16 protein-coding genes and 1 pseudogene are annotated in these 23068 nt (G+C 59.5%); 8 read left to right on the top strand and 9 right to left on the bottom strand.

Features of this window, described 5'->3' with window-relative positions; genetic code table 11:
• Nucleotides 1–15: 15 nt before the first annotated feature.
• Entirely contained in the window at nt 16–372 is a 357-nt protein-coding gene (locus tag ACILSO_RS09140; RefSeq protein ID WP_395737082.1) for a glutaredoxin family protein, read from the bottom strand.
• 135 nt (nt 373–507) lie between these two features.
• On the opposite strand from ACILSO_RS09140, the gene ACILSO_RS09135 reads away from it, so the two are divergent.
• The gene (locus tag ACILSO_RS09135) at nt 508–1353 is read left to right on the top strand and encodes an SPFH domain-containing protein (RefSeq protein WP_395737081.1); all 846 of its coding nucleotides are present in this window, start codon (nt 508–510) and stop codon (nt 1351–1353) included.
• Between the two features lie 54 nt (nt 1354–1407).
• On the opposite strand, the gene ACILSO_RS09130 is transcribed toward ACILSO_RS09135, so the two are convergent.
• From ACILSO_RS09130 to ACILSO_RS09105, 6 genes are all read right to left on the bottom strand, one after another.
• Nucleotides 1408–3681: an ATP-binding protein gene (locus ACILSO_RS09130; protein WP_395737080.1), complete on the bottom strand. Its 2274-nt coding sequence runs from the start codon at nt 3679–3681 to the stop codon at nt 1408–1410.
• Nucleotides 3682–3785: 104 nt separating this feature from the next.
• The gene (locus tag ACILSO_RS09125) at nt 3786–5975 is read right to left on the bottom strand and encodes an alpha/beta hydrolase family protein (RefSeq protein ID WP_395737079.1); all 2190 of its coding nucleotides are present in this window, start codon (nt 5973–5975) and stop codon (nt 3786–3788) included.
• Between the two features lie 44 nt (nt 5976–6019).
• Nucleotides 6020–8404 carry a DUF4062 domain-containing protein gene (locus ACILSO_RS09120; RefSeq protein ID WP_395737078.1) on the bottom strand — a complete coding sequence of 795 codons (2385 nt, stop codon included), beginning with the start codon at nt 8402–8404 and terminating at the stop codon, nt 6020–6022.
• Nucleotides 8405–8446: 42 nt separating this feature from the next.
• Nucleotides 8447–9154, bottom strand: a complete 708-nt coding sequence (locus ACILSO_RS09115) for a prolyl oligopeptidase family serine peptidase (protein ID WP_395737077.1) — start codon at nt 9152–9154, stop codon at nt 8447–8449.
• 40 nt (nt 9155–9194) lie between these two features.
• Nucleotides 9195–10640 carry a sensor histidine kinase gene (locus tag ACILSO_RS09110; RefSeq protein ID WP_395737076.1) on the bottom strand — a complete coding sequence of 482 codons (1446 nt, stop codon included), beginning with the start codon at nt 10638–10640 and terminating at the stop codon, nt 9195–9197.
• Nucleotides 10637–11290 carry a response regulator transcription factor gene (locus tag ACILSO_RS09105; protein ID WP_395737075.1) on the bottom strand — a complete coding sequence of 218 codons (654 nt, stop codon included), beginning with the start codon at nt 11288–11290 and terminating at the stop codon, nt 10637–10639. The genes ACILSO_RS09110 and ACILSO_RS09105 overlap by 4 nt, the downstream gene beginning before the upstream one ends.
• Nucleotides 11291–11410: 120 nt before the next feature.
• On the opposite strand from ACILSO_RS09105, the gene ACILSO_RS09100 reads away from it, so the two are divergent.
• Both ACILSO_RS09100 and ACILSO_RS09095 read left to right on the top strand, forming a co-directional pair.
• A complete protein-coding gene (locus ACILSO_RS09100) occupies nt 11411–13804 on the top strand; it encodes a YHYH protein (protein WP_395737074.1) in 2394 nt (797 codons plus the stop codon).
• 3 nt (nt 13805–13807) lie between these two features.
• A complete protein-coding gene (locus tag ACILSO_RS09095; RefSeq protein WP_395737073.1) occupies nt 13808–14329 on the top strand; it encodes an RNA polymerase sigma factor in 522 nt (173 codons plus the stop codon).
• Here the strand turns inward: ACILSO_RS09095 and ACILSO_RS09090 are convergent.
• Entirely contained in the window at nt 14289–14981 is a 693-nt protein-coding gene (locus ACILSO_RS09090) for a zinc metallopeptidase (protein WP_395737072.1), read from the bottom strand. The two genes, ACILSO_RS09095 and ACILSO_RS09090, sit on opposite strands and share 41 nt — an antisense overlap.
• A gap of 90 nt (nt 14982–15071) precedes the next feature.
• Here ACILSO_RS09090 and ACILSO_RS09085 point away from each other — a divergent pair, with 90 nt between their 5' ends.
• The 5 genes and pseudogenes from ACILSO_RS09085 to ACILSO_RS09065 form a co-directional block, all read left to right on the top strand.
• Nucleotides 15072–16085: a hypothetical protein gene (locus ACILSO_RS09085; RefSeq protein ID WP_395737071.1), complete on the top strand. Its 1014-nt coding sequence runs from the start codon at nt 15072–15074 to the stop codon at nt 16083–16085.
• Nucleotides 16086–16251: 166 nt separating this feature from the next.
• Complete coding sequence (locus ACILSO_RS09080) at nt 16252–16962, top strand: hypothetical protein (RefSeq protein ID WP_395737070.1); 711 nt, start codon at nt 16252–16254, stop codon at nt 16960–16962.
• Between the two features lie 1111 nt (nt 16963–18073).
• Nucleotides 18074–20668, top strand: a complete 2595-nt coding sequence (locus tag ACILSO_RS09075) for an N-6 DNA methylase (protein WP_395737069.1) — start codon at nt 18074–18076, stop codon at nt 20666–20668.
• A 4-nt stretch (nt 20669–20672) separates the two neighbouring features.
• Complete coding sequence (locus tag ACILSO_RS09070) at nt 20673–21161, top strand: hypothetical protein (protein ID WP_395737068.1); 489 nt, start codon at nt 20673–20675, stop codon at nt 21159–21161.
• Between the two features lie 21 nt (nt 21162–21182).
• Nucleotides 21183–21651: pseudogene (locus tag ACILSO_RS09065) on the top strand (N-6 DNA methylase); the annotation flags it as partial.
• Between the two features lie 971 nt (nt 21652–22622).
• Here ACILSO_RS09065 and ACILSO_RS09060 read toward each other — a convergent pair.
• The coding region (locus tag ACILSO_RS09060) for a 4Fe-4S dicluster domain-containing protein (protein WP_395737067.1) at nt 22623–23068 on the bottom strand (446 nt) is incomplete at its 5' end.

Raw genomic sequence — 23068 nt, 5'->3', positions numbered from 1 at the left:
AGGGGGGAAATCGGATCAGCCCACGAATTTCAGCGTGCCCACCTGGCCTGCGGCCATCGCGGCGTGCTGGGCATCGGTGCAGGCGGAATTGGTCGGAGCATCGGCTGGCGCTTCATTCTTCTCCAGCAGCCCGTTCTGGGTCATCCAGGCTTCCACTTCATCACCGCTGATGTCCGCCAGCATGGTGCCGTTGATTTCCACGCAGGGAGACAGCGGCTGGCCGCTCTTCTGTTCCATTTCCCAGCGGAAGGCGGGGTTCTTGATGATGTCCTTCTCTTCGTAGGGCAGGTCGTATTTGCGGAAGATGGCACGGACGCCTTCGCTCCAGCCACAGTAGGTTTTCAGGTAGGCGGTGATTTTGGGTGTTTGCATAGCGCGTTGAGTTACGCCCCCAGCCTAGCGGACGATGCAGCGAATGCAAACGCACTGTGGCAGCGGCGGCGGGTTGGAAAATTCGCCTAATTTTCTCAATGACGTTCTCTCTGCCCGGAGCTGTAATGCACCACCATGAAAGAACACAAAGCCTTCGCCATACCGGGCCTGCTCGTCATTTTCGCCGCCCTCGGTCTGGTGGCGTTCCATGTGGTCAAATTTCCCGAATATATCCCCCTCCTGACAGTTCCTGCGGCCATTCTTGGCTTCTTTTTGCTCAAAGGCATCGCCATCGTTTCTCCCAATGAGGCGCTGGTTCTCACCTTCTTCGGCAAATACAGCGGCAGTATCGTGGAAAACGGCTTCTGGTGGATCAATCCCTTCGCCGGCAGGCAGAAGATCTCCCTCAAAATCGCCAACTTTCAGAGCGAGCAGCTCAAAGTGAACGATGCCCACGGCAACCCCATCGAAATCGCCGCCGTTATCGTCTGGCGCGTGGTGGACTCCGCCAAGGCCACCTTTGCCGTGGAGAGCTGCGGCAACTTCGTCCGTCTCCAGGGCGAGACCGCTCTCCGCCATCTTTCCAATCTCTTTCCGTATGAACCTCACACGCCCGGAGAGATCGCCCTTCGCAGCCATCCTGCCGAGATCGCCAGCCAGCTCCGTGCGGAACTGGCGGAGCGCACCAGCGTCGCGGGCATTGAGGTGCTGGAGGCCCAGCTCAGCCACCTCGCCTACAGCCCGGAAATTGCCCAGGCCATGCTGCGCCGCCAGCAGGCGCAGGCGGTGCTAGCCGCACGCCAGATCATCGTGGACGGTGCCATCAGCATGGTCGAAATGGCCCTCCGCAAACTGGAGAACGACGGCATCGTCCAGCTCGACGGCGCTTCCAAGGCCACCATGGTGAACAACCTCCTGGTCACCCTCGTCTCTGAAAATCACATCCAGCCTGTGCTCTCCACCGCGCCGATGAAAAGCTGAGTGCGCCCCTCACGGGCTCAAACTCCGCGCGGGCTCTTCCCGCCATTTTTTTCCTTAGCCGAGCACCAGCTGCAGCGTCGTCATCACGGTCTGCGCACTGTATGGCTTCGGCAGGAAATGGCGCACGCCCATCTCCGCCACCTTGGCCGGGCTGCCCTGCTGGGACACCCCGCTGGCCGCAATGATCTTCACGTCAGGGTTGATGATCCTGAGCATCTGGATCGTGGTCGGCCCGTCCATCACCGGCATCATCATGTCCGTCAGCACCACGGCGATCTCCGAGCCGTGCTGTCGGTACAGCGCCACGGCTTCCGCTCCGTCCGCGGCCACCAGCGTCCGGTAGTCCATCGCTTCCAGCGTCTGCCGCGTCGTCGTGCGGATGGCTTCTTCATCATCCACGATCAGGATCAGCTCCCCTTTGCCATGTGGGATCAGCTGCTCCTCGGTGGCTGCAGGTGCGGCATGCGTGCCCGTGCTTTGCACAGCGGGCAGCCAGATGGTGAAGGTGGTCTCCTGATTCGGCTCGCTGCTCACCGTTACAAATCCACCGTGGCTCTTCGTGATGCTCAGCACCGTTGAAAGCCCCAGCCCCGTCCCTTTGCCAATCTCCTTCGTGGTAAAGAATGGATCAAAAATCTTGTCCACCACGTCTGGCGGGATGCCCGTGCCCGTGTCGCTCACCCGGAGCGTGATGTAGGCCCCTGGTTTGGCGTCGATCTGCACCGCCGCCGCCGCCTCGTCCAGCATCGCCTTGCCGGCGGAGATGGTCAGCGTTCCCCCGTCTGGCATCGCGTCCCGCGCATTCACGCACAGGTTCAGCAGAATCTGGTGCAGCTGTGTCGGATCTCCCATGAAAGAAGGCAGATCCTCCGGCAGGTTGCTGATGCAGTAGATGTTCTTCGGAAACGTGTCCTGCACCAGCTGCTGCATGTCCTTGATGAACCGCCCGGCATGCAGCTCTGAGCGCTTGCCCTCCACTCCGCGCGCAAAGGTCAGGATCTGCCGTACCAAGTCCGCTCCGCGCTTCGCACTGCCCTCGATGCCTGTCAGAATCGAAAGCGTGCGCGGGTTGGTGTTGGTAAGCCGCAGCAGCTCGATCGACATGAGAATCGGCGTCAGCACGTTGTTCAGATCATGCGCGATTCCCCCCGCCAGCGTCCCCACGCTTTCGATGCGCTGCGCGCGCAAAAATTGCTGCTCCAGCTTTTTCTTTTCTGTGATGTCCGCCACGATGCCCAGAAATCCCGTGACCTCTCCCGCATCGTCCAGCATCGCCGTCACGTTCAGAGACACGGACACACGGCTGCCGTCCTTCCGCACGTACGTGCACTCACGCTCACGCAGGATGCCGCATTTCGCATGCGCCACGAACACCTCAAATCCCGGCGCGATCGTCGTCCCCATCTCATGAGAAACCTCCGCCGCCATGCGTGCCAGGTCCGCCGCGTCATGAAACAGTTCCGGCGTGAGGCTCCCTACAACCTCCTGTCTTGAATACCCCGTCAGCTTCTCCGCTCCGCAGTTGAAGGTGGCTATCAGCCCCGCCGTGTTCGTGCTGATGATCCCGCATGCCGCGCTTTCCAGCACCGCATTTTGCAGGTACGTCAGCTCCTCCAGCCTCACGCTGGTCTCCACCAGCTGCCTCGTGGTGAAAATCTGCCCCTGCGTCAGCAGCAGCGCCGTCACCAGGGAGATCCCCACCGTCACGGCGATCTCCAGCCACGCCAGCAGGCGGATCTGCATGTTCGTGTCCAGGTTGATCGCCGTGATCTTCTGCGCCGCCTGGTCCAGGGCCGCGGCCAGAGCATCGCATTCCTCTGTCAGCTTGTCTCCCAGGTCTCTAGGCAGGGGGTGGGCGGCATCCGTGCGCACGTGCAGTTTTTTGATCACTTTCGCGATGTTCTGAAAATTCGCGTTCGCCTGGTCCAGCCTCTTCTTGATCTCCTCATACTGCGGTCCCGTGGCGTGTTGCTGCAGTTTGCCGGACTGCAGCATTTCCTGGGAGGAATTCATGCTCGCCCACACCAGGTCGATCTTCCCCAGGTAATACGTCTGCAGCGGCTGTGCGCCTATCTCCGCCTCCAGCATCAGCCGGCTCAGCACCTGGCTGTCCGTGCGCTGCCGCGCCAGCAGATTCACCGTGCTGACGTTGTCGGCCCGTCGCTGTTCCAGATTCTCTCCGATGTAGCCAAACACCCCAAAGCTCAGTACCAGCAGCACCGCCGCGCCGCCAAAAATCAGCCACAATCGTCGGAAAAAGTACTGCAGATTGGGCAACTCCTGGCGCGACGGCAGGGAGAAGACGGGCTTCTTGAGAAAATGGGTCACGCTCATCGCGGGCCACCATAGGTGGTACCCAGGGGGCATCCCTTGGCAGTTGATTCATTCCCGCCTAAGTCTTTGCTGCCTTGGGTGTAAGCCGCCTTCGACAGTCACTTCCAACCCAGTTTTTCCTTTAGAAACTCAAACGTCCCCACTCCATGGATGGTATGCGGGCCGTCAAAGTGCTCGATGGTCGTGCGGTCGCCGATTTGCAGTTTGTTATAAAGCCGCCGCACCTTGGCGAACTCATAGTTCACCCATTCATCAATGCCCACCCCGTCATTGTGCCCTCGTTCCACCATAAACGGCCGCGGGGCGATCAGCGCCGCCATCTCCGCATAGTTAAAAGTGCGGCCCATGTTCCACTCCCAGATCTCATACTCGTGCGTATGCACGTAGCACATCGGCATGTCCGTGCTCACACACTTGCGCACCCATTCATTGAAGTCCCCGCTGCAGATGCTCAGGCAGTAGTCCTTCAGCACCGCCGGCGTACGCATCGCCGACTTCCCACCATAGCTAAGACCATAAAAAGCGATCTTGTCCGCCGGCGTAAACGGCTGCGCCTTCAGCCACTCCAGAATGCGCTGATGCTGCCCGTTGATCACACTGTAAAGCGTCAGCCCCAGCGGATTCAGCTTCCGCTGCAACGTGCGAAACGCATCCTTCCCCCGATACGGATTGTGCGGCGCAAAGGTGATGAATCCCTGTTCTGCCAGCCGCAGCGTGAAAGCCTTGTAGGGGGCAAACGCACGCTGCGTCTCATCCGTCGTAATCGTGTCTTCAGGAATCCCCTCCAGCCCATGCTGGCACACCACCACCGGCCGCTTCTCACTGGGCTTCAAATCCTTCGGCAGGCACAGCCAGCCCCACGCAAACACATCCTCCCACACATCCATCGTCACTTCGTAAATCCTCACCTTGTCCGTCTCCCTCACGAAGCGGCTCTTCGCATTCACCGGCAGATTTGGGTCCGGCAGCCGCCCGATGACTTCATTCCAAAAACGGTCCCTCTCACCCGCCGTGTGCTTTTCATACTCCTCCATCGACTTGAGCGGCAGCTTGTCCCAAAACTCTTTTTTGCGCTCCAGTTCTGTCGTCACCAGCAGGCGCTGCGTGAAGGCTTCCAGCTCACGCACCATGCGTTTCTGGCGCGTCGCATCCACCTTGGCGCGCTGCTCATTCTTCTGCGGCATGATCGGCTCGATGCGCTTCACCAGTTGTCCTGCCACTTCGGCCGGTAGCAGATGAGCCACCACTTCCTTCAAACCGTGCTCCTCCGTCGCCAGCATGAGCCAGTCTCCAGGCGCCAGCGCCTTGGCGCGTGCGACTTCGGCCTTCACCGCTTCAAGCGCAGGCTTCGTGATCTTCCCCGGCGCGGCGATTTCCCGCTCTCCCTTGTTCGCCTTCGGCGGCCCCTGCACGTTCGGAAAGCCAAGGTTCTGCACCACCAGCGGACGCGGCGCGATGAGCGACGCCACCTCAGCATCGCCGAAGTCGCGCAGCAGATTGAAAACATTCCGGTAAATCGGCTCGGCCCACACCCCCTCACGCGGCTCAAAGCAGCCCCACACATACACGGAGCTGATGCGCTCATCGATCGCTCCGGAATACATCGCGATCAGGCCACCCTCACCCAGTCCCGCCACCAGCAGCGGCAGCTTCGGCTGCGTGCTGTAGTATTCCACCAGCGACAGCATCTTCTGCACCTCATAGCCGATGATGTGCCGTCCCAGTTCATACGACTGCCGGTAGATCCACTCACGGTGCGGCACGTTCGTCTTCACGCCAAATTTGTCATTCGTGCTGAACTCGCTGCTGCGGTTGATCAGCGCGGGAATGACGATCTCACAGCCGCTGTAGGCCAGCATCGCATCGTTCGCCAGCTTCTCAGGATCCGTGTCAGCGTCCGGAATGTAGATCACCCGTGCCACGGGCTTGTCTTTCGGCTGAATCAAAATGCCCTCGCCATGCACGCCATCAAACACCGGCCAGCGCACCCGCAGGATGCGCGCAGTCTCTGTCTCCGCCAGCAGCGCCGGTGCGGAGGTGTCACCCACGAGTTCCAGCGCCGTGATCGGCACCCGCTCATCCACCGCACCAATGATGGCCTTCAGCTTTTCCCTCGTCGGCTTGCGCCCCGTCTTCGACTGCTCAATCAGCCTCAGCGCCATCTTGTCGATCCCCGCCACCATCGTGGCCGAGAAATCCGGGTTCGGTTCCAGCGGCTGCGTGCCCGGCAGCACCTGGGCCTGCAATGAAGACGCGACAAGAAAGGAGAGAAGGAGTGGTCGGATCATGCATGATCAAACGCCCGCCGAACCCGCTGCCTTGCGCCACACACTCATGGCTTCGTCCCAAATTGCGCATGCAACCGCTCATGCAGGCCCATGATGGGCGCGTCAAAAATCATCCCTTTGGAGATGCGGTCATGAAGCAGGTCATAGCAGGCGCGTGCCTCCTTCTTCGCCCCAGCCTGATCGCCTTGCTTCATGAGATCCAGACTCAGATTGTAGTGGCCACCCACGACGTCCCTCACCGCTTGGGCTGAGCCGGGGTTGGCTTGCAGCAGCTTATCACGGATCTCCAGGCTGCGGGTAAAGTACCCCAGAGCGGCGTCCATGTCGCCGGGCTGGCCGCGCTCCTCCAGGAAGTCACCGAGTCCCGTCAAGCTCATGGAAACATCGCGCATCGCCAGGGCCGAGTCGGGATTGGCTTGCAGCAGCTTCTCGCAGATCTCCAGACTGCGCTTCAGGTAGCTAAGGGCGGTGTCGGCATCGCCAGGCTGGCCGCGTTGTGCCAGGAGGTTGCCGACTTTGGTCAGGCTCACAAACACATCGCGCCCGGCTTGTACCGAGTCGGGGCTGACGTGCAGGATCTTCTCGCAGATCTCCAGCTGGCGGGTGAAGTACTTCAGCGCCGCCGCTGCATCATCCGGCTGGCCACGTTGGGAAAGGAAAGCGCCAAGCGCATGCAGACTCAGGGACACATCGCGCGCGGCCTCAGCGGAGCCGGGGCTGTCTTGCAGCAGTTTCTCTCGGATCTCCAGGCTGCGGCTAAAGTACTTCAAGGCGGCGTCAGCGTCGTCCTTCTGGCCGTGCTGAACCAGTAGGTGGCCCAGTTTGTCGAGGCCCACCGCTACATCGCGTGCGGCCTGCGCAGAGTCGGGACTGGCCTGCAGCAGTTTCTCGCGTAGCTCCAGGCTGCGGGTGTAGTCTTTGAGGGCGGCGTCCACGTCGCCCGGCTGACCGCGCTGGGCCAGGAAGTCTCCCAGCCTCCCCACTGTTACGGACACATCGCGTTGGACTTCGGCAGAGTCGGGGCTCGCTTGCAGGAGCTTCTCGCTGATCTCAGAGGCGCGGGTGAAGTGTTTGAAAACGGCGTCAGCATCCCCCGCGGCTCCGCGCAGAGTGAGAACATCGGCCACCTGTCCGTGAGCGACAGAGAGCAGGCGCTGTGTGCGAGTCTCGCTGGGGGCCAGTTCGTAAAACCGCTCGGCGTTGATGAGGCACTCCTGCGCATCAGCAAGAGCTGCGGACAGGCTGCCGTGCATCCGCGTTTGCTCCGACTGATCGTAGAGAAACAACACATACGCCTCCAGCGCCTGCGGCCACTGCGGATCCAGTTTGAGCACGCTCTGGTAGCTGGCGCGGGCCTCGGCAGTCTGGCCTTTGGTGGCCTGCAGCCCGGCCTCCGTCAGCAGAGGTTGAAGGCGTGCACGTCTCTGCTCCAGGTGCACTTTTTCCAGACGCTCTTCTTCGGCGACGAGCTTCGCACGCTGGCTCTGGATGTAGCGCAGAGCGGCATCCACACCCTCCTTAGGATCGGAAAGAATGCGCATCACCTCTCGCATCTCCTGAGTGGTGTCCGTGGCGCTGGCCAGGTGTTCATACTCCGCCACATTCGCATCAATGCGGGCCAGCCGGGAAGCATGCGCCGCCTGCGCGGCATCACGCTGCCGCTGCCGCTCATCAGACTTGGCAGCCTTTTCTGCCTCCGCAAGATCCTCCGTGAGCTTGCGCGTTGACGCCTCCATCATCGAGGCCTTGATCGCCGCAGGATCATGCTTCTGCCCCGCCTTGAGCTCGGCGAGGCCCTGCTGCGTGAAGCGTTGCAGGCCAAAGATGCCTGCACCCAGCACTAGCAAGACAGCCAGCACCACCCACAGAGTGCGGTGTGCCCGCCGCACCTCCTTCCTCACCTCCACCTGCTCTTGCTGAAGAGAAAGAACCTGCTCCTGCAAAGCCAGAATGCGGGCGGTCAGATCCGTGGACCCCGCGGGCTGTTCAAACAGCCGCGGATTGTCGATGAGGCGTGTGCGGTGCTGGCGCTGCAAGGCCTGCTTGTCCTCCGGCTCCGGCTCGCAGGCATCATACGCAAAGCCCTCCGGGCAGACAAAAGTATACACGCGAAACCCAGCGTCCCCGCGCTCCTCATGCAACTGGCAGCCGATCTGGTACTCCATCTGCGTATAGCTGCGCCGCGCAGTGCCCGGCGGCAGCGTGGCAGGCTCGGGTTCGGCACCATAACGCATGCCCGCGATGTGGATGAGCGCCTGGCAGCCAGCAATTTTGCCACGCAGCATGCCTTCCACCGTACGCCAGTCAGGTTCAAAGTGGGTCTGCTCCACCGGATGGCAGTTGATGGTCAGCAGAGCATCCTTCACCAGCTGACGGATGCTGCGCAAATCGCCCGAGGTGGCGGAGATGAAGACCTTGGGAGGATTCATGGCGTGTGGAATGCCAGCGCCGGATGGCTGGCTGTCTCCACTTTAGCCGCGTTTCTGCTCAAACAACCATTTCCAGAGCTCCGGATTTTCATACGTCTGCGTCCACGAATCATGCCCAACGCCGGGGTAGATCGTCAGCTTCACCGGCGCTCCGATCTTCTTGAGCGCATCGTAGATCTTCTGGCTGTTCTCCACCGGCACAGCCCCATCCTTGTCCCCGTGGAAAATCCAGCACGGCAGGTTCTTGAGCCGTCCCGCTGTCACCCACCGCACACCCGCACCACCGCAGATCGGAGCAATCGCCGCATACGTGTCCGGATATTCAAACGCCGTCTCCCACGTGCCAAACCCACCCATGCTGATGCCCGTGAGATACACCCGGCTGGTATCAATGTTCAGCGTTTTGATCAGATGATCCGTCACCGCCTTCACTCCATGTGGATTCCACAGGTTGTTGGACTCACATTGCAGACTCGCCACCACGGCGGGGAATTTCTGCCCGGCGGCAATCAGCTTCGGCGGCCCGTGTTTCTTGATCAACTCCAGGTTGGAACCACGCTCCCCAGAGCCATGCAGGAAGATCACCAGCGGCCACTTTTTATCCTTCTCCGTGTCATACCCCTCCGGTTTGCTCAGCAGGTAGTGGTAGTTCACCTTGATCACAAAATCACCGGTGTACACTTCCGGTGTTTGGGTGTCGGCAAGAAGCATGGAGGAAGTGGCAAGCAGCAGGGCGAGGTATTTGACCATAAAAGGATAACGCCGTCCATACGCGCACCCTTGCGACGTCTCAAGCGGCAGGCAGCCTCAGTTGAAACACCGTTCCTTTGGCGAGTTCGCTTCGTACCGTGATGTGGCCTCCATGCGCCTCGGCGAGCGTTTTGCAAATCGCCAGCCCCAGGCCCGCGCCGCCTGCGGCACGGTTGCGCGAAGCCTCCGCGCGGTAAAAGCGCTCAAACAAATGCGGCAGATGCTCTGCGGCGATGCCTGGACCCGTGTCGGCCACGGTGAGGCAGGCGTGGCCGTTTTCACGCTGAGTGCTCAGGCGCACGGCATCGCCTGGTCGGCAATACTTCACAGCGTTGGCCAGCAGGTTGGTCACAATTTGAGTGATGTGGTCGGCTGGCGCAGAGCACACCGCAGGGGCCAGATCATGATGCAGAGTGATGCCGCGCTCTTCCGCCAGAGGACGGATGTGATCCAGGTTCTCGCGGCTGATCTCATCCAGCTGGCACGCCTGCGAGTGCGCCGGCGTTTTTGCATCCGCCTGCGCCAGCGTGAGCAGAGACTCGATCAGCTCCTGCATGCGCAGCGCACTGCGCCGCGTCATCTCAATGGTTTTGAGATGGGCTTCGATCGTCCTCGGCTTCGCCAGCGCCAGCTGCGTCTGCGCCAGGATCACTGAGACCGGCGTGCGAAGTTCATGAGCGGCATCGGAGGTGAAGCGTGCCTGCTCATCAAAGGCGGCCGCCAGGCGCGTGAAGGTGTCATTGAGCACACCGGTCAGCTGGCCCAGTTCGCTTTCCGTCTCCGCCACCGGGATGCGTTCCTTCAATTGTCCGCCCGCGATCCTCTGCGCCGCTTCGCTGATGTCACGAATGGGCGCGATGGCACGCGAGGCCACCCACCATCCGCCCAGCAGGCCCAGCAGCAGCACAATGCTGCCATACCCGATGATTTCGCCGGTAAACCGGCGCATCTCCGCACGAAAGCCGGTGTCGTTCACTCCCACCAGAAGGCATTCTCCCGGAGGCGTGAAGTCGTAGGCCTCCCGCACTCCGGGGCGATTGCGAAAAACCGCGGACGCAGCTCTGGAAGGCATGGCAAGTCCTGCAGGCGCGTTGGGAGATCTGTCAAAGATGCCGCCATCGCGAAACCACAGGAAGAAATAGTAGCCGGCCTGGGGCTGAAAGGCCTCCCGCACCTCGGGACGTTCCAGCATGCTTCCGCCGCGTGGTGGCTGGCCCTGTTCCAGCATGGGAAGTCCGAACAATTCGCTCACCAGGGCGGAGCTCTCATCAGCTGGCGGCGGCCCTGCGCCTTCCCCAGGATGCCCTCGGGTAAGCTGATCGTGCAGCATGTACAGTCTCAGCCGCAGTTCTCCGTCCATGCGCGCTTGCACATTCTCGTATTGAAAGAAATAGGCCGTGATTCCAAAGCCCGTCAGCACAGCCAGCAGCAGCAGGCCATGCCAGAGCTGGATGCGCCAGCGAATGCTGTTCGGCAGCCATTTCATGCTCCGATGCTATAACCCCTCCCACGGTGAGTCACGATGAAATCCTGCCCCAGTTTTTTGCGCAGGTTGAAAACATGCACGTCCACGAGATTGGACACCGGCGAGTCATTTTCATCGTGCAGGTGCTCATACAGCTGGGTGCGGGTGATGATCTTTCCCCGGCGCTGCACGCAAAACTCCAGCAGCGCATACTCGCGCCCGGTCAGAATCACCGGCTGACCCGCCACCTTCACCGTTTGCGCTGAAGTGTCGATCTCCACCTCCCCGAGCGTGATCACAGGCGACGCATTGCCATGCGCCCTCCGGATCAGCGCCCGCACCCGCGCGGCCAGCTCATTGAGATCCACCGGCTTCGCCAGGTAGTCATCTGCTCCACTGTCCAGTCCGTGAATGCGGTCCTGTACTTTGGTGCGGGCAGTCAGCATCAGCACCGGTGTCTTCTTCACCTGGCGCACCCGCCGCAGCAGTTCGAAGCCATCGTACACCGGCATCATCACATCGCAGATGATGAGGTCATAGTCGATCTCCAGCGCCTTGAAGAGCCCTTCCTCGCCATCGGCGGCCTCATCCACGGCATAGCCTTCGCCGCGCATGGCTTCAGCCAGCGTGTCGAGCATGTCGGGTTCGTCTTCCACAATGAGGAGGCGCATGGCGGCAGAATAGACGCGTCTTCATTAAGCGGCGATGAAGAATGCAGCCCGAATATGACGGGAGATTTATTTTTCGGCTTCATGCTGGCTTAATGATCGCCCGGCAGACTTGGCGGTATCATGAAAACGGTCACTGCCTTACTTCTGCTCGTCGCCACCGCTCACGCCGATCCCCAGCTCTCCTCGTGGTACACCGCTGGCTCGAGCAAGTATGCCCGCATCACCGAGACCGATGCCTCTCTGGCCGCCGGCACCTCCGAAACCACCTGGACCCGCACCAGCGGCCCTAACACGCTCGCACAAACCCTCCCCGTCTATGCCGGGCCGCAGCAGATCGACTACAGCACCAGCTGGGTCTATGTGAAGTCTCCCGATCTGGCGACCTACCTCATGGGTCCATGGTATGACAATGCGGCCAAGTCAGCTCTTTTCGTCAATCTTCCGGTCAATCAGAAGCTCATCGCCCGCTTTCCACGCAGCTACGTCATCCCGACGACGAAGACCGGTACCATGGGACTGACTGTGGGCGGCGTGATGCAGGACGCCGTGGGTTTCTACATGGACGGCGTCTGCATCTTTGACCCCATGGACGGCTTCTCCTACTCCGGCGGCACTGAAAGCTCTCCTGGCACCGGCCAGTATCACCGCGATGCCTATGTGAATGAGATCCCCACCTTTGACAAAAGCTACGCCCACCAGCAAAACCAGGGCAAGTACCACAACCACGCCAACCCCTACGCCCTGCGCTACCTGCTGGGGGACAACGTGACCTACAACACCAGCACCAAAGCTTACGCCGAAGGCAATACCACCACACCCACGAAGCACTCTCCCATCATCGGCTGGATGTTTGACGGCCTGCCGCTCTATGGCCCCTTTGGCTACAGCAGTGCCATGGATTCCACCAGCGCCGTGCGCCGCATGGTGGGCGGATTTGTCCTGCGCGATGGCACCACCACGGGCGTGGACAACATCACCACCGCCGGCCGCACCGTCCCCGCCTGGTCCCTGCGCAATGGCGGCACCTCCGTCGCCGGTCCTGCCGTCAGCACTACCTACGCTCTCGGTCGCTACATCGAGGACAACGCCTACCTCGGCGACCTGCAAAAGAGCCCGGGCGTGTACTACACCCTGGGCACCGATTTCGACCTCAATGAATACAATGTGCGCTATTGCGTGACGCCCGAGTTTCCCAACGGCACCTGGGCCTACTTCCTCAACATCACCAGCGCGGGCGTGCCGCAGTTCCCCTACATGTGCAACCGCTGGTACTACGGCACGCCCACGGGTGGAGTGGTCACCAGCATTGCGGAAACGGTGACCAACTACTTCAAAGGCGGCGAGAACCTCTCGGAAAAAGCCAGCATGGGCGGCGTGAACACCGCCACTGGTGATGTGACCCTGACCTGGACCAGTGTGGAAGGAGGCAGCTACAAGGTGCAGGCCAGCGCAGATCTCAGCACCTGGAGCACTCTGGCCACCGCACAGTCCGCCACCGCCAACTCCACGACCACCAGCGTGATCGAAACCGGCGGCGCCACCGGCAACAGCAAGCGCTTCTACCGCGTCCAGCGCAGCGCCCTGGCCACCTATGATGGCGGCGGTGGCATCACCTACGCAGCCCCAACCGCCGCGACGAGCGCTGCCAGCGCCCTGGGCAGCAGCACAGCCACGCTGAATGGAACCGTCAATGCCAACGGCATCAGCACCACAGTGACCTTCGACTACGGCCTCACTACCAGCTACGGCAGCAGCGTCTCCGCCACCACGCTCAGCAGCAGCACGAGCACCGCTGTTAGCGCCTCGATCTCCGGACTGTCCGCCACGACCACCTACCACTGCCGCGTGGTGGCCACCAACAGCTACGGCACCACCTATGGCAGCGACGTGACCTTCACTACCAGCGCCGTTGGCGCCATCACGGCACCCACGGCCACCAGCAGCGCTGCCAGCGGCATTGCAACAACTTCAGCCACCCTCAATGGAACTGTGAACGCCAACAACGGCAGCACCACGGTGACCTTTGAATACGGCACCACCACTTCCTACGGCAGCACCGCCACAGCCACGCCCTCCACCCTGACAGGCAGCACCAGCACGAGTGTCGCCGCCACTCTCAGCGGCCTCACCGCCGGCACCACCTATTACTTCCGTGTGAAGGCCGTGAATGGCGGCGGAACGACTTATGGAGCACAGCAGACCTTTACGACCACCGCCGCCAGCTTCGGCACCATCACCACCGTGTCTCCCTCTAGCGGCACCCGCGGCAGCACCGTGACGCTGACGGTGACCCTGGGCACTCCCAATCCGCCACCTGCCACCACCCCGCCAACGGCCACGTCTCTCACCGGACCTTCCACCATCACTCCCACCACCACGACGCGTGATTCCTCCTCAGGTGTCATCACGATGCAGATCACCATTCCCGCCGGAGCGGCCACCGGGAGCTACGACGTCAATGCAACCTTCGGCCCCAACACCTGGACCAAGGTGGCCGGATTCACCGTGAACTGAGCCATGGACTCCGACCTCACGAATGACTTCTGCCGCACGCACTGGTCCCGGTTGTACTCCCTTGCAAGGCAGCGCGGCTGTGATCCACACAGTGCAGAAGATGCCGTGCAGGAGGTGTTTCTCAGCCTGGTGCGTCGGCAAAAAATCGCCGACCTAGTCGTCGCGCCGCTGGCCCAGCAGCAGACACATCTGGCGGTGAGCCTGCGCTGCCGCATCGCCAATGCGATCCGTGACCAGCATCGTGAAAAACGCGGTGGCATGGCGGTCTTTGTGTCTCTGGATGACTTGGACATCGCGGATGAGCGCACGCCACCCGCGGCCTTGCCGGATCTTCGGAAGGCGCTGGAAGCATTGCGCAAGGAAATGAAACCTGACGCATGGAGCAAGCTCTCACCTGCCTTGCTGGGAGATGCTCCCTGCCGTCAGCAAACGGGTGCCTATCGGGTGGCACTATGCCGGGCGCGGCGGCGGCTGAAGCAACTGGTCAATGAGGCCTCAACTTTCCCGTGCCGGGCAGGGCGCTGAAGAAGAAGTAGCGCGGTGAACGCAGAAGGTCGCCCACTTCACGGATGGCCATGCTGAACAGGAGTTCATCGAGGCGGCCGGCGGCTTGGGGGAAATTCTTGAGATGAGAGTCAAGAAACCTGCGCAGGCGCTTGTTGGCATTGAACTCCAGCGGCACGCTGCCGAGGTTCAGCAGCAGCACCAAAGCGAAAGCGGCTGCAAGAACGAGCAGCGCGATGCGCGGCACCAGAATGCGCGCAATGATGAGGCCGATGATCACGAAGACGGCGGCGGTGGGGACGTAGCGGCTCATGCGGATGCAGCTCTGCCGCCACTTGAGTTCGCCCAGACTTTCGCCGGTTTGCAGGGCATGGGCTGCCTCGTGCAGCGCGATAGCCCAGGCAGCGAGGGTGGTGCCCTCCGCAACCTCACGCCGAAGGAACAGGCTGCGACGCACCGGGTCGAAGTAATCGGTCACCACGGCGTTGTGCTCGACGATCTTGACGTCCTCCACACCTTCCGCTTTGAGAAACATGAGGGCGATTTCGGCGCCTGTGTGTGCCGTCGGGGCGGTGGCGCGGAAGCCTTTGAGCATCATCGACTCATGCCGCCCCTGCGCCCAGCGGGCGATGGCAAGACTGAGACATAGTGCAATGATGACGATGATGAACATGTGGGATCAACCTTGCAGCAATACGGGGGCTGGCAAACCGTCCGTGCGTTGATCTTGCTTTCAGGCGGCCGGCGTGATTGCATGAAGAATATGCTTCGTCTTGCCCTTCTTTTCCTCCTAACGACCGGTCTTTCTCATGCGGAGGACCTGTTGGGACAGGGGGAGTTTCGCTATCGCGTGGTGCCTGGCTGGGGCACGGAGGCTCTGGCGCAGGTGAGTGTCAAAAACGGGCATGCGGTGGCAATCGATGGCAAGGGACGGCTTTTGTTCCTGACCGATGACGCGAAGAACAATGTGGTGATCCTGGATGCGAAGACGGGGGGGCTGATCAAGCAATGGACGGTGCGGATGCCGGGGGCGCATGGGATGAGTCTGGTGAAGGAAGGTGGGCGTGAGGTGTTGTATATCACTGACACTCAACTTCATGAGGTGCGCAAGCTTACGCTGGAGGGTGAGGAGTTGGCGCATTTCCCATGGCCGGAACAGGCGAAGCTGCATGCGAGTGCGAATGAATACAGGCCTTCGAAAACGGTGCACTTTCCGAGCGGGGAGTTCCTGGTGTTTGATGGATATGGGAAGGACTACCTTTTTCACTACAAGGCGGATGGTTCGCTGTTGCGGTGGTGGGGTGGAAATTTGGGGGAGGGGGAGAACCAGTTGAAGCATTGGGGGCCGCACGGAGGGGCGACTTATGTGTCGGATTCGGCAAAAAACGTCATCGTCATCGCGATGAGCGATCAGCAGGAGATTAAGAGGTTTACTGAAGATGGGAAGTTCATCGACAAAATCCCGATGCCGGGGGGCAATCCGCGGGACATTGTGTTTTGGGGGGAGCACATCATTGTGCCGCATTTGGGGGACCAGTGGCCGAAGGACAAAAACTCGCCGGGGTTCATCTCGATTGTGGATCGGGAGTATCGGGTGGTGTCGAACCTGGGGGCGCCGGCGGCGGTGTATGAGGGTGGGGTGCTGCAGCCGATGAGGAGTGATGGGAAGACGTTCATCCATCCGCACGGGGTGGCGGTGGATGGGGAGGGGAACCTGTATGTGGCGCAGTTTGCGTCGAAGGCGGTGCCGTTGCTGAAGCTGGAGAGAATCAGGTAGGTGCAACTTTTGGGCTGCCCGTGGGTTATTAGCAGCGATGAACACTGAGACCAGCTATCAGGTTGCCAAGAGGACGCAGCGGCGGAAAATGACCGGCATGCGTTTTTTGGTTTTATTTTTTGCGCTAGCCACGGCGGCTGTGGCCCAGTCTGAAGGAGAGAAGCCCATGCCACCGAAGCCTGGGGAAGGGTCGCCGCGTCCTGAGGGGGATCGGCATGGCGGGCCGGGCATGATGCATCGGGGCGGGCCGCCGCGGGGGTTTGATGGGTTTGAAAAGCTTTCCGAAGAGGAGAAGCAGAAGGTGCGGGCGGCTTTTGAAAAGGCGTGGCAGCGGCCGGAGGTGATCGAGGCGCGTGACAAGGCGCTGCGGGCGAATGAGGAGATGCGGAACGCGCTGCATGGGGCGCTGAAGGAAGTTGATCCGGAGGTGGTGGGGATTTTGGAGAAGATCAAGCCGCAGTTCCCGATGGATCAGCGAGGGCTGCCGGAAATGCCGAAGCCGGATTCGCCGCAGTTTGCGCACATGGCGGCGATCAGGCTTGGGGCTGAGCTGCAGGCTATTTCAAGGCCTGAGAGGCGGGATGAGACGCGGGGCTTTCATGAGCGGCTGATGCAGCTGCCGCGGGTGAAAGAGGCGCTGGCGAGGCTGGATGCGCTGCCGCCTTCGGAGCGGCTTGAGGCGTTCAAGAAGTTCCGTGAGATCTATCGCGAGGCGGCAGGGCAGGAGTTCATGAAGTTCCGCGAGCGTGGCGGTGAGCCGCGTGGGGGAGATCCGAAGGAGGGTGGGTTTCGTCGCCCGCCATCGGATCAGGACAACAAGCCTGGTCCGCCGCCGGGGCCTCCTCCTGGTCCGCCGCCTGGGGAGCCGAAGAAGTGAGGGAGCGGAGGGGAAGTTTGCGGTTGTTGGCGGTGGTTTGCGATTGTTGGCAATGGTTTTTCCGGAGTTCCGGAGGTTACAACGCGGAGATTAGAAGACCGCAGAGGGGGAGATGGAGGTGGTGGTTGGGGAAGCCGGAGAGGGGCACCTCAGAGATGGCCTACGGAACACGCGGAATACACGGAAGGCCGGAGGGGAGGCATGGGGAAGTTCGGTTTGCCGCAGAGGGGCAATGAGGCAGAGATGGCAGAGATTGAATCGGTTTTTTGGCGGGGAAATGGCCGGAAATTTGCACCGCAGAGAGAGGAACGCCGCAGAGATTTTCCAGAGGGGGTTCTGAGCCGATCTGCGGTTTAGTTATTCGGGAGGACGTGACGGAGGGTGCGCTTGGCGCAGTTGGGGAAGCGGGAGAGGGAAGACGCTGAGACGATCCGATGGGGAGAGGGGAAGTTTACTGTTGTTGACGGTCGTTGACAGTGGTTGACGGTTGTTTTTCCGGAGTTCCGGAGGGATGGGCGAAATCCGTGCTTCGCGCTTTGGGCTGCGAAGGACGGAGAATGGGAAAGAGAGGGAAAAAGAAGAGGATCAGGCTGGGGGCTGGCAGATGATCCAGAGAGGCAACGCGGAGATTTGGAGAACGCAGAGATGGGGCCTGGGTGAGGAGGGATGGTTCTCTGGGCGTGGTGGTGGTGCGGTGGCGGGGTAAAGTTTGGTTGAAAGAGTCTTCGGACCTTGCCATGGGAGGGCTTCCCGGCTTGGATGAGAAATCGTTGCCCCATGGCTGGCGGTGTGTTCTTGAAATCTGACCTTCTGCCCTATTCATGCTCTCTAACGTCGTTTACCCGGGTAGCTCCCCACCCCCGGCCAAGTGCATTGGTGACGATAACGGCGACGGCTTTATCTGGCACGCTTCTGGATGCGGCAAGGCGTTCATCTCCTTCAAAGCCTGCAGCTCGCTCAAGAAAACGACCACATCCACAAATGCGCCTTCGCCGGGGAACGCGAACTAGGCACAACCCTCAAGGATACTTAGTTCATGGGGCACGAAAGCTCAAGTCTTGCTCTTGCTTTGTAACTCACAGCCAACACATAACGGAAACGACTTTACGATATGGACTCATTTGAAACCGCACTGAACGAAGATGGAAAAATCATTGATTTTCTATCTGACAAGCCTCTTGAGCCAACCCCGGAAGAATTCGTCCGGCAGAGGTATATTCGCACCCTCCACTATGAGTACCAGTATCCCAAGAATGTCATGGCGCGGGAGGTTCCAATTTATTACGGAAGAAAAGAGTTGGTTGGGAAAGATGGCAATCCAGTGAGAGCTGACATCGTTGTCTATTCGAGCCCGAAGGCCTGCTCAGAACGGGATCAAGGAAAAGTGGAAATTATCGTCGAGTGCAAGTCTCCGACGGAAACTGACGGCCACAACCAGCTTGTGTCATACGTATTCAACACAAGTGCAAATGGCGCCGTTTGGTTTAACGGTAGCATTAAATACTATCGGCGTCTCAGCGTCCCGACAAACGAGTTGATTGACTGGACCGGTGTCCCAAGAAAGAATGAGGCGTGGGATGCTCTCGGACGGCGGAAAAAAGCGGATTTACTAAGGCCGAAAGACATCAAGGGTCTCCTTCGCCGGTGCCATAACAAACTACATGCGCGAGGAATTGACGGAGATGAAGAGGACCTGACCATGGATATGGTCCGTTTGATTCTCGCGAAAGCCATTGATGAGGAGAAATCGGCGGAGCTTCCTGAGTTTTACTGCACTCCGGAGGAATATCGAACTGACGAAGGGAGAGCCACCGTTGGATTGAGGATCCAATCCCTTTTTCGTGAGGTCGCCACGTCTAACCCCACGGTTTTCTCAGCTGACGAAAGGATCACCGTTGGCACCAGAGCAATATGTGATGTCGTGAACGAGCTGCAGGGATTCCGGATGCTCAGCAACCTCCATGAGTCAACCGATTGGGACATCATGGGTCATGCTTACGAACAATACACTGCAACGTATCTCAAGCGACAGCAGGGCCAATTCTTCACGAATCGCCTCGTGGTCAATCTGATGGTCGAAGTGCTGGACCCCGCTTATGACGACGTGATTCTTGACCCGGCGGGTGGATCTGGTGGCTTTTTGACTGGCGCGATGCGTTATGTGCGTCAAAAAATCCTCACTGGTTCAGGCACTGCAATTTCAAAAGAACGCCAACTGGATAAACACCGCACTAATCTTTTCATGGTTGAACAGAGTAAGCGGTTGGTAAAAATCGCGAAAACTGCAATGATTCTGAACGGCGATGGCCACGCTGGGATGACGCAGGGCGACAGTCTGGGGCCTTACACTTACTTTGACGACCACGTCAAAGCCAGAGCTGGGAGGGAGAAACCTACAGTTATCCTGACGAATCCTCCTTTTGGTGGTGTTGGAGAAGGAAAGATTACCGACAAGCGGATACTCGACAATTATTCTTGTGGTATGAAGTGGACGGAGAGGGAGGGAAAATTTGAAGCGACGAAGATTACGCTTGAAGAAGGTGTCCCCCCGGAAATGCTCTTCTTTGAGCGCTGCCTAGACTGGGTGGCGCCTGGTGGGAAGATCGGGATCGTGATGCCAAAGAGTTTTTTGGATACGCAGACCTATCTTCCAGCGCGGATCAAACTATTCACGGAATGCCGCTTGCTCGCAGTAATTAACTGCCACAAAAACACTTTCCAGCCTCATACGGGCGTGAGAACATGTTTAGTGTTCGTGTATCGGCCACAAAAAGGAGAGGGCTTTCCCAAGGACTACAATATTTTTATGGCTGTTTCACGCAAAGTGGGGCAAGACAGCGAAGGCATTCCCATTTTCAAACGTGACGAAAACAACCAGCCCACTGAGGTTGTTGATCATGATCTTGGAGAAATTCTTGAAGATTACAGAGCTGCTGCCAAGGGCACATTAAAACCCTCCGAATTACGCTTTCTTGTAAAACGCAGCGAACTTAGCGCAACGTTGTGTATTAACCCTCAATTCTATCTTCCAAACTTAAATCGCACAATCAGGGAAATTGAGAGCATTGACGGGAAAAATGGGTGGACAGTCACGACTTTGGGGCAGCTTGCGCAGGACATTGTGATTTTCAAAGGGCCGCGAATTAAGACGGAAAATATCATCGTTGAAGCCCCTGGCGAGGGAATTGAGAAATACTATCCGCCAATGGCTGTGCTACAGGAGAAGTCCGAGAGCGCAAAATTAATAGACACTAACCGTGCATCGAAGAACCAACTGCACACCATTAAGGTGTTGCGGGCGCAGTATGGAGATTTGCTCATCACGCGCTCCGGGACGATAGGGCGTGTTGCATACGTTACCAATCGTCTTGTGGGAGCCGTCGTCTCAGATGACATGATTAGAGTGAGAATCAAGGATGAGGGGATGCGGTTCTACGTTTATGCATATTTGCAATCCACTGCTGGATATAACCAGATGCTAAAGAATGAATACGGATCGGTTCAGCAGCACCTAGAAGCTAAACATATAGCAAGTATCATAGTTCCTGTGCCGCCAAAATGGCAAGATGTGAGTGATATAGTTAATGCAACTAGAGCCGCAGTCACGGCGAGGGAAAAATTCGAAGCATCGTTTCTTACGCTGATGAAAGAAACACAAAGTCTTTTAACGACGCTGATCTCGGAGTCGGCAACGCCTGAAGTGTAAACGTATGAGTAAATCTGTCGGTATATACAAGGCTATAGAGCAGCTTGATGAACGTCATATTCGCGGGCATGCAGCCGGCTTATTGTTTCGAGCCGAGGCAGCCGCAAGAGGCTACATTCCTTCGACTCCAGAATGGAATATCTCAATTGACCATATTCTCATCAAGCAAGACGACCATGCCAAGCTAGTAAGAGTCGAAGTCAAGCAGTCCAAGCAAGCGCGAATGAGAAAAAAGAATGGACCTGCATTTACTGTTGAACTGCGAACTGCTCAAGGAATAGGGGGGACTTCTGGAAGTAAAAAGGGACAGAAACGACTGCACAAATACGAAGGAGCGGTAGATATGTTTGCCATTCTGTTAGCTGGGACAAACGAATGGTATCTCATTCCAGAAAGGGGACTTAGGGGTAGATCGAGCGTTACCCTTTGTCCTGAGGATTCCAATGCGGCCTTCGCAGAATATAAAGACAACTGGGCTGTTTTAGCTGGGTAAGCCGCATTTTTGGTGTAAGGCCGTGGCGGTGCGGAAGAGCTCATCCGCATGATGCTGCTGAAGGACAGGCACATCGACACGGTGATCGGCCAGCCGGCGAATCAGTTTTTATTCCACGGGTATTTCGGTGAGCATCCTGGTGCTGAAGAAGTGCAAGAAGCCCGATGACGTGCTCTTCATCAATGCGGCGGAGGACTATGTGAAGGGCAAGCGGCAGAACACGCTGAGCGAGGAGAACAAGCGCCAGATCATCGGCACCTATCAGAACGGCGCGGAAGCACCCCGCTATTCGCGGCGCGTGGAAATGGCGGAGATCGAGAAGAACGACTTTAACCTGAACATCTGCCGCTACATCAGCACGGCGGTGGGGGAAGAGGAGATCGATCTGGCAGCGAATTTCAAGAAACTGGAGGCGATCGAGGCGGAGATCCGCGAGGCGACGATGGAGCACAATGGGTTTTTGAAGGAGCTGGGGCGGCCGTTGCTGCCGGGGCGAAGGAGGAGTGAGGGAAAAACAGGCCACCTGCTGCGGAATGGCGGAGAGACGCTGCTGGAGGGCGCGGTGTGGTGGAGGAAGCTCTGGGTTTGCTTTCCGGAGGGTGCGCTTCTGTCCAGGGGTGGCGCTCGCTGCGCGAGCTTCGCCCCTGGCTACCTTCTGTGATTTGCCTTCGGCTGTCTTCGCTTCGCTACGGCTCTCCGGGATCAGCAGAGGGAAAAAGCGGAGGGGGAGGTGATTGCGGAGCGCCGCTCAGGGGACTGAGCGGACTACTATGCTGGCGCTGGAGCGACGGGCCGTGGGGGGAGGAAGTGGGGCAGCGGGGCGGGGCGCGGAGGCCGATGAGGAGAGTCGGGAAGGCGCTGCTGGTTAAAGCGGTGTGCTAAGAAGGCGATGGGTTTGCTTTCCCGGAATGCATCCTCGGGTACCAGGGAAGCCTCGCCAAGGCTCGGCATCCCTTCGCTATGATGCGGAAGGCCTTTGGCCTTCACGAGAGAAGCCATTCAGTGACGCCATTCTCGGGCAGGCGAATCAGTGGCCGCTGGCGGCTTTCTTGTGGGTTTGGGTGAAGGCTTCTGCGCGCCTGCTTTTTCACATGGCAAGGACGGCGGGCCTTTTTGAATGCCTGCGATGGGACAGACCCGGAACTTCGGCCCCGACGCAGCGGGGCCGTACCAGCGCTGTGGCGAGCGGGACGCTTGCGGTATGGGGTGGATGTAGCTGCAAGCGGGACGCTTGCACTACGGGCGATCAGTCGTCGCGGCGGGTCATATTTGGGGTGCTGTGGAGGCTTCTGCGCGCCTGCTTTTCCACATTGGAAGGACGGCGAACCTTTTTGAATGCCTGCAATGTGGCAGACCCGGAACTTCGGCCCCGACGCAGCGGGGCCCTACCAGTGCTGTGGCGAGCGGGAGGCTTGCGGTATGGGGCGGAGGTGTCTGCAAGCGGGACGCTTGCACTACGCATCAGTCGCCGCCGCCGGCGACTTTAGGGGTGTTGCCGAAGGCTTCTTTGACGGAGGCGATGGCGTAGTCGCGGTTGAGCTTGGTGATCCAGCGGACGCTGATGCCTTTGGGGCAGGCGGCTTCGCATTCGTACTGGTTGGTGCAGTTGCCGAAGCCTTCTTTGTCCATCTGGCGGACCATGCCGAGGGTGCGGCGGTCTTTTTCGGGCTGGCCCTGGGGGAGGGAGTTGAGCTGGCCGGCTTTGGCGGAGACGAAGAGCATGGCGCTGGCGTTCTTACAGGCGGCGACGCAGGCGCCGCAGCCGATGCATTCGGCGGCGTCCATGGCGGCATCGGCGACTTCTTTGCCGATGGGGATGGCATTGGCGTCCTGGGGGGCGCCGGTGCGGACGGTGACGAAGCCGCCGGCCTGCTGGATGCGATCGAAGGCGCTGCGGTCCACCATGA

It is taken from the genome of Prosthecobacter sp., from assembly GCF_044226605.1.
GTDB lineage: Bacteria > Verrucomicrobiota > Verrucomicrobiia > Verrucomicrobiales > Verrucomicrobiaceae > Prosthecobacter.
Note: the sequence above shows the minus strand (reverse complement) of the source record. Positions and strands in the feature narration are given on the sequence as shown.

Bases quoted from the DNA above. Each gene is read 5' to 3' on its own strand.
- ACILSO_RS09140 (WP_395737082.1), bottom strand. From the start codon at position 372: ATGCAAACACCCAAAATCACCGCCTACCTGAAAACCTACTGTGGCTGG.
- ACILSO_RS09105 (WP_395737075.1), bottom strand. From the start codon at position 11,290: ATGCGCCTCCTCATTGTGGAAGACGAACCCGACATGCTCGACACGCTG.
- ACILSO_RS09110 (WP_395737076.1), bottom strand. From the start codon at position 10,640: ATGAAATGGCTGCCGAACAGCATTCGCTGGCGCATCCAGCTCTGGCAT.
- ACILSO_RS09080 (WP_395737070.1), top strand. From the start codon at position 16,252: ATGCCACCGAAGCCTGGGGAAGGGTCGCCGCGTCCTGAGGGGGATCGG.
- ACILSO_RS09075 (WP_395737069.1), top strand. From the start codon at position 18,074: ATGGACTCATTTGAAACCGCACTGAACGAAGATGGAAAAATCATTGAT.
- ACILSO_RS09070 (WP_395737068.1), top strand. From the start codon at position 20,673: ATGAGTAAATCTGTCGGTATATACAAGGCTATAGAGCAGCTTGATGAA.
- ACILSO_RS09090 (WP_395737072.1), bottom strand. From the start codon at position 14,981: ATGTTCATCATCGTCATCATTGCACTATGTCTCAGTCTTGCCATCGCC.
- ACILSO_RS09100 (WP_395737074.1), top strand. From the start codon at position 11,411: ATGAAAACGGTCACTGCCTTACTTCTGCTCGTCGCCACCGCTCACGCC.
- ACILSO_RS09115 (WP_395737077.1), bottom strand. From the start codon at position 9,154: ATGGTCAAATACCTCGCCCTGCTGCTTGCCACTTCCTCCATGCTTCTT.
- ACILSO_RS09085 (WP_395737071.1), top strand. From the start codon at position 15,072: ATGCTTCGTCTTGCCCTTCTTTTCCTCCTAACGACCGGTCTTTCTCAT.
- ACILSO_RS09120 (WP_395737078.1), bottom strand. From the start codon at position 8,404: ATGAATCCTCCCAAGGTCTTCATCTCCGCCACCTCGGGCGATTTGCGC.
- ACILSO_RS09125 (WP_395737079.1), bottom strand. From the start codon at position 5,975: ATGATCCGACCACTCCTTCTCTCCTTTCTTGTCGCGTCTTCATTGCAG.
- ACILSO_RS09095 (WP_395737073.1), top strand. From the start codon at position 13,808: ATGGACTCCGACCTCACGAATGACTTCTGCCGCACGCACTGGTCCCGG.
- ACILSO_RS09135 (WP_395737081.1), top strand. From the start codon at position 508: ATGAAAGAACACAAAGCCTTCGCCATACCGGGCCTGCTCGTCATTTTC.